The organism is Cupriavidus sp. CuC1, assembly GCF_044627735.1.
In the GTDB taxonomy this organism is placed as follows: Bacteria; Pseudomonadota; Gammaproteobacteria; order Burkholderiales; family Burkholderiaceae; genus Cupriavidus; species Cupriavidus ulmosensis.
On record NZ_JBIUHC010000017.1, the window covers coordinates 1 to 12712 of the forward strand.

Annotated in this window: 8 protein-coding genes; 3 read left to right on the forward strand and 5 right to left on the reverse strand. The window is 53.5% G+C overall.

Annotated elements, in window-relative coordinates:
* Nucleotides 1-548: 548 nt before the first annotated feature.
* From ACGLHR_RS09945 to ACGLHR_RS09965, 5 genes are all read right to left on the reverse strand, one after another.
* Nucleotides 549-3446, reverse strand: a complete 2898-nt coding sequence (locus tag ACGLHR_RS09945) for a glycoside hydrolase family 99-like domain-containing protein (RefSeq protein ID WP_400093554.1) — start codon at nt 3444-3446, stop codon at nt 549-551.
* 332 nt (nt 3447-3778) lie between these two features.
* Nucleotides 3779-6151, reverse strand: coding sequence for a glycosyltransferase (locus tag ACGLHR_RS09950; RefSeq protein WP_400093556.1), 2373 nt, complete (start codon nt 6149-6151; stop codon nt 3779-3781).
* A 7-nt stretch (nt 6152-6158) separates the two neighbouring features.
* Complete coding sequence (locus ACGLHR_RS09955; protein ID WP_400093557.1) at nt 6159-6806, reverse strand: ABC transporter ATP-binding protein; 648 nt, start codon at nt 6804-6806, stop codon at nt 6159-6161.
* Complete coding sequence (locus tag ACGLHR_RS09960; RefSeq protein WP_400093559.1) at nt 6803-7594, reverse strand: ABC transporter permease; 792 nt, start codon at nt 7592-7594, stop codon at nt 6803-6805. Before ACGLHR_RS09960 ends, ACGLHR_RS09955 begins: the two co-directional genes overlap by 4 nt.
* Before the next feature lie 12 nt (nt 7595-7606).
* Nucleotides 7607-8761, reverse strand: coding sequence for a hypothetical protein (locus ACGLHR_RS09965; protein ID WP_400093560.1), 1155 nt, complete (start codon nt 8759-8761; stop codon nt 7607-7609).
* Between the two features lie 407 nt (nt 8762-9168).
* Between ACGLHR_RS09965 and ACGLHR_RS09970 the strand changes: the two genes are divergently transcribed.
* The 3 genes from ACGLHR_RS09970 to ACGLHR_RS09980 are packed head-to-tail and all read left to right on the forward strand — an operon-like array spanning nt 9169 to nt 12673.
* The gene (locus ACGLHR_RS09970; RefSeq protein WP_400093562.1) at nt 9169-10377 is read left to right on the forward strand and encodes a capsule biosynthesis protein; all 1209 of its coding nucleotides are present in this window, start codon (nt 9169-9171) and stop codon (nt 10375-10377) included.
* Nucleotides 10370-11155, forward strand: coding sequence for an SDR family NAD(P)-dependent oxidoreductase (locus tag ACGLHR_RS09975; protein ID WP_400093564.1), 786 nt, complete (start codon nt 10370-10372; stop codon nt 11153-11155). The genes ACGLHR_RS09970 and ACGLHR_RS09975 overlap by 8 nt, the downstream gene beginning before the upstream one ends.
* Before the next feature lie 6 nt (nt 11156-11161).
* Nucleotides 11162-12673: an LTA synthase family protein gene (locus tag ACGLHR_RS09980; RefSeq protein WP_400093566.1), complete on the forward strand. Its 1512-nt coding sequence runs from the start codon at nt 11162-11164 to the stop codon at nt 12671-12673.
* The last annotated feature ends 39 nt before the right edge of the window (nt 12674-12712 follow it).

Consider the following 12712-nt stretch of genomic DNA (forward strand, 5'->3'; position numbering starts at 1 on the left):
AACGGCGAGAACCGGAGGAGGTAACTTTGACGAACATGCCGTTACTTTACAGGCATTGAACGCCTTGTCAAATATAGCCTTCGCTGTTACAAACGTGCCACTACAAGAGTTTAGCGCTGACGACCCTGGAAGCCGCGCCAGTGCTAGGGGCGACGGTCAGAAATGGCGAAAATCGGGCTCAAACTGTCGAACTCGGGAGTTCTTCAACCGCGGAAACCAGGCCGCTCGCATGGCCGACAGTTGATCCAAATCGACAACCGCGCGTGACCGTATCGATCGCTAAAATGCAAAACGCCCGATGAGGCTCATCGGGCGTCTCTTCCAGCAATTTGGACGGCCAAATTACGTACAGCAGAGTGTCAACCTATGGCGGGAATTCGCAATATCGTTGTATCGCACCGGGACAACTGCCCGACGACGGGCAATGACCATCGTCGAGGGCCCTTACAAGAGAGCTAGCCAGCAGCACTCAACCACTCCTCCTTGGGGTGTGCCGGTCTCGCTGCCGCTCAATTCTCCGCCCAAGGCATTATGCCGAGCGGACTATCTCACTTATTCGACACTTTATGCAAGGAATATTTCAAAGCTTCGAGATAGCCTTTCCCATATTGGCAGTTAGGTTCCATTACGGCTTTTTCGCCCCATTCGTTCCATGCGTTGATCATCAATTCGCCGGATGCGAGACCTTTTTCCAGAAGACCATCCACCCAGGACCCAAATCTCGCCGGATTGGCGCCAAAACTAATATGGGCACGATTTCCGCGTCGGGCAGTGTTATCCCACGATGGCATTACGCCACGAATCACCTTCCCGCCCAAATTAGCGGGAAATTCTCGCGCTATGCTATTTTCGATAACCTTATTATAAGAATAAACCAAGCCCTTGAAGTTCGCGTCCACCGGAAAACTTACATCAGGATTATCACCGCCAACAATATAATCTCCTGACCCAACCAGTCCGTGCGGTGGCATTTCAATGAAGAAGTCAAACGTCGACACAAGATCCTCATCGGGATCGTCATTTAAGTGAAACAATACCGCACCCAAATTCACGCGCGGGAAACCCAGCTTTCGCCACGCACTGCGCAACCGTTCAACAAAATCACCTACGTTCGGAATATCTTCCGGACGATATATGACGAATCTCGGCTCCACCCCATTCAGGCGATAGTATCGAGGATCCGAGAAGAATCTAGCGCTATCACTTGCAATCTCATCTTCGCAACCCGGAAGATATGACTGCGGCATCAGTACCTCACCACTCAGGCCATCCCAATTTCGAGTCCAAGACTCGTTCGCCCAACAAAGATAGAAGCAGGCATCAATATCCTTACGAACGAGAAGATTCTCAAGAGGAGCTTCCAACAATCTGCGCCCATGATCAAACGAATAATAATACATGCAAAACGCAGATATACCATGCGATTTCGCTAGCTTATACTGTCGCCCAATGACCTCTGGGTCTCGCAGATCATAAAAACCAGTGCCAACGGGAACCACCGGTTGATAATGCCCCCCAAACTGAGGCTTTGCCTTTGCAGCCCCAATCCATTCCGTATAACCCTCACCCCACCACGCATCATTTTCTGGTATGGAATGAAATTGAGGCAGATAAAAGCACGAAACAAACGGCTTCAATTTAGCAGCACCAGATTCCCCACGACGTTTGAGATTTCTACTCTGGACCTCCGAAGTCTGAACAAGATCAACATTTGCCGCCTCAGCCAGATACCCCAAGATTCGCTCGAACGCATGTGCGCTAGTACCGTCAACCTGACTGTCCTCAGCTTCGAAGTCCACCTCAGTCAACTGCATACCTCGAATGAGATTAATAATAGGACGCTTCAGCCAATAAATCGAACCAGCCGGGAAAGTCAACCTATCTAGTGGGTGCCGTATTTCGATTCGATGCAGTAACTCCGCAACACGACCCTTATTGTTTGCCCCCCACCATTTATCACCCTCGTAAATTTGCCCATCGGCAACCCAAATACCCAGCTTCTCATTCGCCAAAAAGCCATTCAGCAAGTCACCAGCATCGCACTCAGGCACGATCCCATTTATGAGATGGGTTCGCCAAAAATCACCATCCTCTCGATGAGGACTCTTCTTCGTATGAATTTTACATATCGCGTCATAAGGATCAAACAATCCTGCCGTCGCCATATAGACGAACGGAAAGATATCTCGACCGTGATTCGGAAACACAAAAACCCGAGCATTAGGATAGGCCGACAAAATCTCACCCCTGACCGAATCTAGTGGACTCCCGCGATCGACAAGACTTACGAATAAGTCGAAATCCTCCTCAAGCCGCGCAATGGTTTCCCGCAACTGCTTCCAAAGATCGACATAATAAATATGCAGGCACACTGCAATCTTCTTTGGATTAGGAAATCCACGCCCCCTGACAATTGGCAACGGCGTCGTGTTAATTCCACCCTCAATTGGAGGCAATGGTCGGCTCCGACGGCCCTCCCATCGACCAACCTGCAGGAAATGCTTAAAGGGATCCAATCCAGCCGCAGCGACGTCCATGTTAATTTGCAGATATGCGCCAGGCCAAAAATCCGGATTGGGCTGCAAGCCCTTGGATTCACCAATCAACACATAATGCAGCACCGGTTCATCGTGGAATATCGGATCAATCGAGTAACTTGAAGTATAAAACACTCGATCAAACAGACCGGAATCCGAGATCAGCTTCAGGTATTCCGCATGTCTTATTCGCTCGTAGCGAAGATCATATTCCTTGCCATCCTCTGGCGACACATAATAACTCTCCATCTGAAAAGAAGCGACCCTCTTTCCGGCATAGCGAATGAGATCAACTTGACCGGCGGGAACAGTTGAGCTTCTATTATTATTTTCCGCACCCAATACCTGCCCTTCACCATGGGTATTATCGAGAGCTATCTCAGTGACGCGGGTCGCCGTCGCCACATCGCCCCGATTCGATGCAGTATTATTCGGCGAGTTCAAGGGTTCCGCGCTTAGCCTTTCACTCAACGCACGCATTTCTCGATGAATATCGCCGAGGGCAATATCGATGTTCAAGAACCGCTGCCTGCTCTGCGCTTCGATCACGTCAAGTTTATTGTTGGCTGCGCGCAAGCTCCGCCGATCACTCTCGCCAATTTGGTCAAATCCTGCGAATCGGTAAAGAGAACCAATAATGGGAGTTCTCAATCGATTATGACGCACGAATGCCTTCCTCAGCCCGGGAATTTTCGGCTTGCGCGCCCTACCTTCTTCGCTATTGTATAGTTGAGAAAGTATTTCGATTTTGCCAATGCCGGATCGAATTCGTGCCAAGTAATAGTGCATGCCTTCCATATCCGGAGCGCGGCCCAGAATTGCCTGATAGGCGCCCTGAATAAAGCGCTCGTCATGATAATACAGCAACTCAGCTAGAGTGACGGTTGCATTATCTTTAGTTGAAGACATATCTTTTCCTATTCCTTGCTTCTAAGATATTTTTCATCAAAACCCGAACTCGCATAAGTTTGCGAGCAAAAACCCGAACCGCGTGCGCTTCAGTACGACGCGAAGGGCATCGCAGACCTTGGCCATTGTTGCCGCGGAATTCAGCGCGAATGGCCTCCACCCAGCACCGCAAGCCGTCTTCGCATAGCGGCCAAAAACAAAACAATATCGCGAGGCAACCTAATGAACCTCCGCTGATCACGCCATTCTCGGCAGTCGCAACATAGTTACTGTGCTACACGTAGAGAGGGATCCCGTAGCTTTTGATATTCAAATAGTACCTGCGCCAATATTCAATCCACTTTCAGTGGATACCCATGATGCATGGAACGCACCTTATGAGTTCCTAATGAAAAATCAACCAGTGCATTTGTCAGATTTGGGTTGTAGTAGCGATCAATAAAACCATCGATACTCCATTTTTTAATCATGAAACTCTCCTCGGATGCAAATCTCATGCGCTTTTCCGGAGTATCTTCACTGCCACGACTCAATGACTCATGGTGATATAGAAGCGCAAACGGAGTATACAGATTCCGATATCCTATACTTTGCAACTTCAAGCAAAGGTCCACATCATTGAATGCGACCGTCAGGTTTTCGTCATCAAGCATGTTAGCTTTGAAGAATTTCTCCTTCTGCACGACCAAACAAGCTGCCGTTACGGCCGAAAAATTCTGAATAACACTGGCGCGGCCAAAGTAGCCCTGGGAGTCTTTTGACAGCAGTGTATGAGCATGATTTGCAACGCCACCAAGTCCAATAATAACGCCCGCATGTTGAACTCGATTGTCCGGATACAAGAGCTTAGCGCCGACAGCCCCGATATCGTCACGAATTGCATGACTTACCATTTCGGAGAGCCATGCCGAATCGATGACCTCGACATCGTTGTTCATCAAGCATAGGACACTCCCCTTCGCCTGTTTTGCGGCGTAATTATTAATTGCCGAATAATTAAATTCGCCACCATAATTCAGAATACGCACCCGCCTGTCTTCCCTTAACTTCCGAAGGAAGATCCTGGTTTCCCTCTCTTCAGATTGATTATCCACCACCAATATCTCAAAATTCTGATAATCTGTCCGATGAAGGATGCCATCTATGCACTTCTTTAGAACAAAAACCTGATCCCTTGTAGGAATAATCAAACTTACCAGTGGAGTATCCTGCGGAAGCGGATACCTGACGCGGTACGAGCCAGAATAAAGCCCGTCACACACGTCCACCTCCGCATCGACAAAATGACCTCTTAGTGCGAGAACCCCCGCACTCTGTGCATAACTTTTCTCACTTGTTGCCAGTGCCGTTGAACCAGTATGAATACGCCAGTGGTATAGGACTCGCGGAATATGTCGAATACGGTCCGGACTTGTTTTTTTTGAGCAACGCAAGGCGAGATCGTAATCTTGCGAGCCCTCATAACCTACACGAAACCCACCCACCTCGCGCACCAAGACGGTACGATAGACACCGAGATGGCTGAACATATTTTGGGAATAGAAAAGATCCGGATTCCAGTCTGGCTTGAAATATGGATCTAGACGCTGCCCCACCTCATCAATTTTATCCTCGTCGGAATATATGAGGTCCACATTTGGATATCGATTGATCTCTATTACCACATGGTACAACGCGTGGCGTGGAATAAGATCATCGTGATCCATTAGTGCAACGAAGTCACCAGTAGCGATTCCCAGGGCACTATTTGATGCACTCGATATATGACCATTAACAGGGCGGTAAACTACTTTAATCCGAGGAGTCTTCTTTTTGAACTCCTCTATGATTGCCCTTATCTCCGGATTGGTAGACGCATCGTCGGCCAGACACAACTCCCAGTTCTCATACAATTGAGCGAGAACGGATTCGAGTGCCGCCCGAAAAAACTCAACGGGAGGATTAAATATGGGCATCAAGATGGAAATCAGAGGGCACTGCGCCAATACGCCAATATGCCTTCGAATTACATCGAAATCCGCATGACTGAGAGTATCGTTCTTTTCGATGAATGTGCAATAATTCATTGCCGACGATTTTTTGAGACGCAACCCAGCGCTCCACTTGTATGCCGCATCTATGTTAAACGGCAAACTCCACCAAGAGGCTCTTTCGCTGACATCGGAAGGCTTCGCCTTGAGGCGCCCCAAATCTTCATACACGCGCCATGCCCGTCTACAATAGCCTTCAAAGGCAGATATTTTATGAATGAGCAGATCACTTTGAAAGAAAAGTCCCTGCGCATTCATGGGGACCCAACGTAAGCCTTTCACTCCTTTAGGCAACTGCAAAACTTCCCGAATCGAACCGCGCAGATTCGACGGCACAAAGATCACGTCGGACTCGCTGTATCCACGTCCAGTATCGAGATAAATCTTTGCGTTTCGATTGCCACTGTGCCTTGTTAGGGCAGCCTCGAGGTAGTACCATCCGTCGTCAACACTTTCTTCAGTGCGCAATTCAAAGCACGGATTTGGGCCAATAGCCTCGAAGTATCCCTGTTTGCCTTTGACCGCATGAACATCCCCCACCGGATGTAGATCCGCGTGCAAGAGTCTCCTGGGCAAAAGCATCAAGAGTCGCTCAAGAAATCCAACAAAAGGAGTCAGCGGCAGGAGTTTTTCCCGCACATTTTTAATCGCAGTTCGAGCATTGTCTGTAGTCATGGACTTACTAGTGCGATTGATAATGTGCGTAGGCTTGCTCAACGTCATCGAACAATTGGAATTTTCCCGCAATCAATACCGCAGCCTTATCACAATGCGCTCTGATATACCCCGGATCATGAGAGACGATAATCATTGACCGATCCTTTCTTTTCTCAAATAACTCTTGATGGCATTTTTCATGAAACCGACTGTCACCAACAGCTACTATTTCATCGATCAAAAAGCAATCAAAATCAACCGCCATAGATATCGCAAATGCCAAACGCGCGCGCATCCCAGAGGAATATTTTTTTACGGGCTCTTTCAAATAAACCCCAAGTTCGGAAAACTCCTCTACGAACGGGATCGCGGGCTCAATCGGCACACCGTAGACTCTACACACAAAGCGTAGATTATCGAGACCGGTTAGACTTCCCTGAAAGGCACCACTAAAGGCCAGAGGCCAGGAAATACTCATACCCCTATGAACATTTCCTTCAGTTGGCAGCTCTGCGCCACTGATCAGACGGATCAGTGTGGACTTGCCCGCACCGTTCCGCCCCAAGATGCCAACCTTCTCTCCCCTATTGATCGTAAGATTGACATCTTTGAGCACCGTGCGCGGGCCATTTCTTGTGAAATAGACTTTATTAACATTCCTCAAGACTATCATTCTGGCTCCACCCTCCTTCCAGCTTCCCGGGCAAGCGCCAAGCCGACAAACAAGAGCACAAGATTAATCGTTGCAAAATATGCAACGTTATAGTGAAAACGAAAGGTACCGCCAAAATAGCCCTCTCTTAGCATCTCCACACCATGCACCATCGGCAATAGCAATACCAGTGTTTGCGCTGATTTCGGCAGCCAGTCCACCATAAAGGCAGCACCGGATAGGGGAAATATAAGATAGGTTATGGTATGCCATACGCGATCAACCGTCTCAGACCGCTCTGACAATGAGCCGACAATCAAACCCAAACCAACGGCATACCACATGAGCAGCCCCCACGCCTCAAATATCTTAATAATATCTTTGGGGGGAATGGCCCAACCAATGGCGATAAAAACTAAGGACAGAACAATAAAGGAGATGGTCGCGCCGGTAAACTCCAATAGCAATCGGGCAGCAAAGAGATCAATAACCCGTACATTGCGATGGAATAGCAAGCCTAGATTTGGGGCAATCGCCAAGTTACAGCGATTGACCGCATTGCGCCAAAGCAATACAGTAGAGTAACCGGTTAGAGCAAATTCGGTAATCGGAAGAGACGTGCCGTGCGTTACCTTAACCATCGACCAAAGTGCCGTAATTCCTAAGGTAAATGTCATAGGCTCGACAAACAGCCACATGAAGCCGATGTTATGTCGACCGTAGCGGGTAAGAATCTCCCGCATAAGCAGCGCACCGATAACCCTCAGCTGAATCTGCAGGGCTCTACGGAATGGGGTATGCATTTCCATGGAAGGAATCACTCAGTCCCTGTGCTCTTTAACCCCAGCAATCAGGATTGTCAGCACCCCCCAGGTAATCATCCCCAACAACAAAGTAGCAAGGATCGAGCGCAGCCGGTGCGGCTCGACCGCCGCATCCGGCTCATTTGGTTGAACCAGACGCTCAAGGTAGAGCTGCTTGCGTTGAGCCTCGGCGCGCGCGCCTTCCAACGCGGTCATCGCAGAAGCGAGCTGCTTATCGGCAAACTGAGCATCCAATTGCAGGCGCGTGTAGATCGCCGCCTTGTCCGACAAGGATCCTTTGCCGCCGGTTACACCGCCCGTCGCCGCCTGGACTTGCTTTTCCAGCTCCGCGATATTTGTCTTCAGCGTGGATATCTGCGGATTCAGGGGCGCTATCGCCTGGAGCTGGGCCAGTTGCGCTTGTGCATTAAAGAGTTGCGTCTGCAGCAACGTTACCTGCTGGAGCTGTAAAGCCGACTGCCTATCGGGATCGAACACGGCATAGGACTTGCGGTAGGCGGCCAGCGCCGCGGCCGCATCTTTCGCCTTTGTCGTCGCCGCATCCACCTCACTCCGAGCAAAACGAACCGTGTCCGCCGCAGCGCGTTCGTTCATCCGGTTGATCAGACGCTCGCTCATTTCCAGCAGCGATTCATTGATCTTGTGCGCATCCGTTGCCGCAAACGCACGGATCTGAACCGAGGTGATGGCCGATGTGGAATCGAAGTCGACTGTTATCACGTGCTTGGTGTAGTACTTCCACAAGGCCTCAAAGCTATCGTCGAGTGCTTTGGCAAAGCGGCTCAGGAAATCCCCGTGGCTGCCGTAGGCTTCGAGAATGTAGTTGCCTCGATTGAGCTCAGCCAAGGCGTCCCTCGACTGTATGTAGTCAATGACCGCATAGGTGTCGTCCTGCGCGCGCGTCAATCCGCTGCCTTGTAGCAACGCGCCAAGTGCGCTTGTCTGGTTCTGTCGCTGCGAGCTGCGCACCACGAAGCGCGCCTCAGACACGTAGACATCCGAGGCGATCACACCAAAATAGAGCGTCGCTACGATGGTCGGTACCACCACAGTGCCGAGGAAGAGCCGGTTTACGCGCCTCAAGCGCTCCCAGAGTCCGCTCGTGCTTCCGGTCGCCTGCTGCGCCGTGTCGTTCTTTAGTACCGTATCCAACGTATCTTCCAAAGCAATGCGGGCCGGCACTGCATCGCTAACTTGCGCATTCCAGGCCCGAGAGAGACCCTCAATGCCGGGCAATCCGGAGAAGTGAGGGCGTTTTTACCCTGTGTTCGATCAACACAGCGTGATAGCACCGATTGACTGACTAGGTGCCGACGGTTTAAGGCTGCTGATTATAGCGATTGCTTTGTCACGAAGCCATCGAGGGCTTCAAGTGCATACGGTTTGCAACACTCCAGTAAGCATTTTCTTACAAATGCCTTTTTCCTACGGTATCCTTCGCCCCTCGTCGCGGAATCGCCTCCTTTGGACATTGACGCATGGATCTCGTCACATTTGACTGATCCGGTTGCGCTGTTTCTCAGTAACTCGCCAACCTACCCTGCTGCCCCACGCCATTGATGCGACGCTCGTTTCTCGCCCTGCAAGGCACGGCATCCCCCTTCTTTCGCCAACTTTTGGCGACCCTGCATGCGCGCGGCCATGGTGTGCAACGGGTAAACTTCTGCGGTGGTGACCTGGCATATGCCGGCATCGAGGGCGTGTACAATTTCGCCGACACTCTGCAGGCGCTGCCGGAGTGGTATTTCAACACTCTCAAATCTGGCAACTTTACCGATATCCTACTTTTTGGGGATTGTCGCGAGATTCACCAGGCTGTATATCAACCAGCAAATCTACTCGGCTTACGCGTCCATGTCTTTGAAGAGGGTTACGTTCGACCGCATTGGCTCACACTTGAGCGACATGGGGTCAACGGGCGCTCCTTGCTCTCGCGCGATCCGGATTGGTATCGTAGGCATCGCAGCGTGACTCCTCCCAGCCTTCCCGGCCAGAGCACGGGCTACAACCTATATGAGCGCGCATTTCACGATATCCGCTATCGGGCGGCCAATGTGGTGCACGCAAGACATTTTCCGCACTACCGCAGCCACCGTCCGCACAATGGCTTCAGCGAGTATGCGGGGCTGGCCAGCCGCCTGCTGCTGCAGCGCCGGCATAAGGTCGAAGCTGACAAGGTGATCGAGCGCCTTCTGGCTTCGAAGCAGCCGTACTACGTCTTCCCGCTGCAACTCAACTCGGACTCGCAAATCCAGGTGCACTCGCCATTTGAGGGCGTGAGGCAAGCCATTGAACGGGTCATGACTTCGTTCGCCTCCCATGCACCAGCGGATGCCAGGTTGGTAATCAAGAACCACCCGCTGGACACCGGGCTAATCGACTATAGAAAGTTCTCCCGCGAACTCGCACGGTCGCTGGACATGGCGGACCGCTTTGATTTCATCGATGCGGGCCACCTCCCCACGCTGCTCGACCATGCCCGCGGCGTGGTGGTGGTCAATAGCACGGTGGGGCTGTCTGCCTTGCACCATCGCCGGCCGCTAATGACCCTCGGCACGGCCATCTATGACATGGCAGGCATGACCTGGCAGGGCGAACTGGACAATTTCTGGCTGGAGGCCGAAGGCCCGGACATGAGCTTGTACCAGGCATTCCTGGATTACCTGCTGCACCACACGCAGATCAACGGCGACTTCTACACCCGCACCGGCATCGCAATGGCGACCGCTGGCGTGGTGAAGCGGCTGGAGGCTATCGCGCATGACTAGAGCAATGTCGCGCCATATCGTCATCACTGGTGCCAGCGCAGGCATCGGCCTCGCCATGGCGCGTACCTATGCCGGCCCGGGCATTACGCTTGGCCTGGTAGGCCGCAATGCGAGCCGCCTTGCCGCCGGCGCCGAGCAATGCCGCGCGGCGGGGGCCACGGTGTTGACCGCCGAACTCGACGTGCGCGATGCCACTGCCATGGCGCATTGGCTCCAAGCCTTCGACGACCAGCACCCCATCGACCTCCTAATCGCCAACGCCGGCGTAGCCAGCACCCTCTCCTCATCCCGAGACTGGGAAGACCTGGCCCGCACCCGCGAGGTCTTTGACACAAACTTTTACGGTGCCATCCACACCGTCTTACCGATAATCGACCGCATGCGTACACGCCGCCGCGGCCAAGTGGCCCTGATCAGTTCCCTTGCAGCGATCCGCGGCATGGCGATCTCTCCGGCCTATTGCGCGAGCAAGTCTGCGATCAAGGCTTATGGCGAGTCGGTTCGCCCCCTGCTGGCACGCGATGGCGTCAATCTGTCGCTCGTGTTCCCGGGCTTCGTCAAGACCGCGATGAGCGATGTCTTCCCGGGCGACAAGCTGTTCCTGTGGTCTGCGGAGAAGGCGGCGCGCTATATCTGTGCGCGGCTGGCGGCGAACAAGGCGGAAATTGCTTTTCCCGGCCTGCTCGCCTTTGGCATGGGCTTGCTACCGCTGCTGCCGGCGCGGCTTGCCGATGCGATCCTGGATCGCCTGTCTTATTTGCCCCGGGAGGAGCACTAGCCCGGCATGACGATGTTGCCCTGGTTTCTTGCCGCGCTTGCCGCTTCCTTCCTGCCGGACGCGATCGCCCTCCCCCGCCCGCGTGCGCCGTGGCGGCGCCCTGCTGCGGCGCTGGCCATTCATGCGATGGCTTCGGTCGTGACGTTCACGCTGACGCTAGCGATCTCCGCTCGCCCGGCATTTGCCGGGCTGATGGCGTTCTCGCTGGCGGCATTGATGGCAATTGTCAACAATGCTAAATATGCTTCATTGCGCGAGCCCTTCGTTTTCACTGACCTGAGCCTTTTTGGCCAGTTGTTCCGTCACCCACGCCTGTACCTGCCTTTCCTTAGTGTTGTGCAGATACTGGCCATTGCAGTCGGGGCTGCGCTGTTTGCGGGGGCATTCCTGGCCTCCGCGCGGCTCGAGGCCGTGCCGTACGGGACGCTGGCGGCTTTCGGCCTGGGTGCCCTGACCATCGCCGTTGCGCTCGCCGCCCGCCTGCCGCTCACGCTGGCGCCGGGCGAGGACCAGCTCCACCATGGTTTTATTACGGTGTTCGTGGCTTATCTGCTCAACGGCTTGCGGCCCCGCACCGCACGCGAGCTGCGGGCGGCCTTGACGGCGGGGCCGTTCTCCCGGACCGCGGCGCCGGCAGTGCGGCCAGACGTGATCGTGATTCAGAGCGAGTCGTTCTTCGACGCCCGCCGCCTGGGAACGGCAGTGAGCCCGGCCATCCTCGCCAACTTTGACGCCGCTTGCCAAGTTGCCTGCCAGTACGGCGAGTTGCGGGTGCCAGCTTGGGGCGCCAATACGATGCGCACGGAGTTCGCCATGCTGTCGGGCGTGCCCGAGGCGGAACTGGGCTATGCGCGCTTCTATCCTTATACGTTTATCCGCCGCCCGTGCGCCTCGCTGGCCGGCTGGTTCCGGCGCGCGGCCTACCGCACGTCTGCGATTCACCCTTATTTCGCCGATTTCTTTGGCCGCGACCGCGTATTCCCGCTGATGCATTTCGAGCGATTCCTGGATATCCGGCATTTCGACGGCGCCCAGCGCGCCGGACCTTATGTGGCGGACGCCGCGGTGGCGGACGCTATCATTGCGGAACTGGAAGCCGCCGGCGATGAGCCGGCGTTTGTCATGGCAATGACGATGGAGAACCACGGGCCGCTGCACCTTGAGCGGGTGGAGCCTGGCGAAGGCGCCCGCTATCATTCGCTGGGCGATGGCGCGCCGTGGGATGACCTGACCGCCTATTTGCGCCACCTGGCCAATGCCGACGTCATGATCGGTCGGCTGACAGATTACCTGGCTAACCGTCAACGCAAGGCCATCTTGTGTTTCTACGGCGACCATGTGCCCGCCCTGCCGAAGGTCTATGGGAGTTTGGGGGCCATGCAAAACCGTAGCGACTACTTTATCTGGCGCAACTACGGTGAGGCGGAATCGCTACGCAAGACGTTGGATGTGTCAGGGTTGGGACGGGAATTGCTTCACACGATCGGGCAGCCAGTGCAGGCCGGTGTGCCTACATGAAGAACACAGAAGCTGAAGTTCAGAGAAATCAAGATTTAG

What these genes read in the sequence shown, in the direction of transcription:
- ACGLHR_RS09950 (WP_400093556.1), bottom strand. Translation starts at nt 6,151, where the DNA reads ATGACTACAGACAATGCTCGAACTGCGATTAAAAATGTGCGGGAAAAA.
- ACGLHR_RS09970 (WP_400093562.1), top strand. Translation starts at nt 9,169, where the DNA reads ATGCGACGCTCGTTTCTCGCCCTGCAAGGCACGGCATCCCCCTTCTTT.
- ACGLHR_RS09960 (WP_400093559.1), bottom strand. Translation starts at nt 7,594, where the DNA reads ATGGAAATGCATACCCCATTCCGTAGAGCCCTGCAGATTCAGCTGAGG.
- ACGLHR_RS09955 (WP_400093557.1), bottom strand. Translation starts at nt 6,806, where the DNA reads ATGATAGTCTTGAGGAATGTTAATAAAGTCTATTTCACAAGAAATGGC.
- ACGLHR_RS09980 (WP_400093566.1), top strand. Translation starts at nt 11,162, where the DNA reads ATGACGATGTTGCCCTGGTTTCTTGCCGCGCTTGCCGCTTCCTTCCTG.
- ACGLHR_RS09975 (WP_400093564.1), top strand. Translation starts at nt 10,370, where the DNA reads ATGACTAGAGCAATGTCGCGCCATATCGTCATCACTGGTGCCAGCGCA.
- ACGLHR_RS09945 (WP_400093554.1), bottom strand. Translation starts at nt 3,446, where the DNA reads ATGTCTTCAACTAAAGATAATGCAACCGTCACTCTAGCTGAGTTGCTG.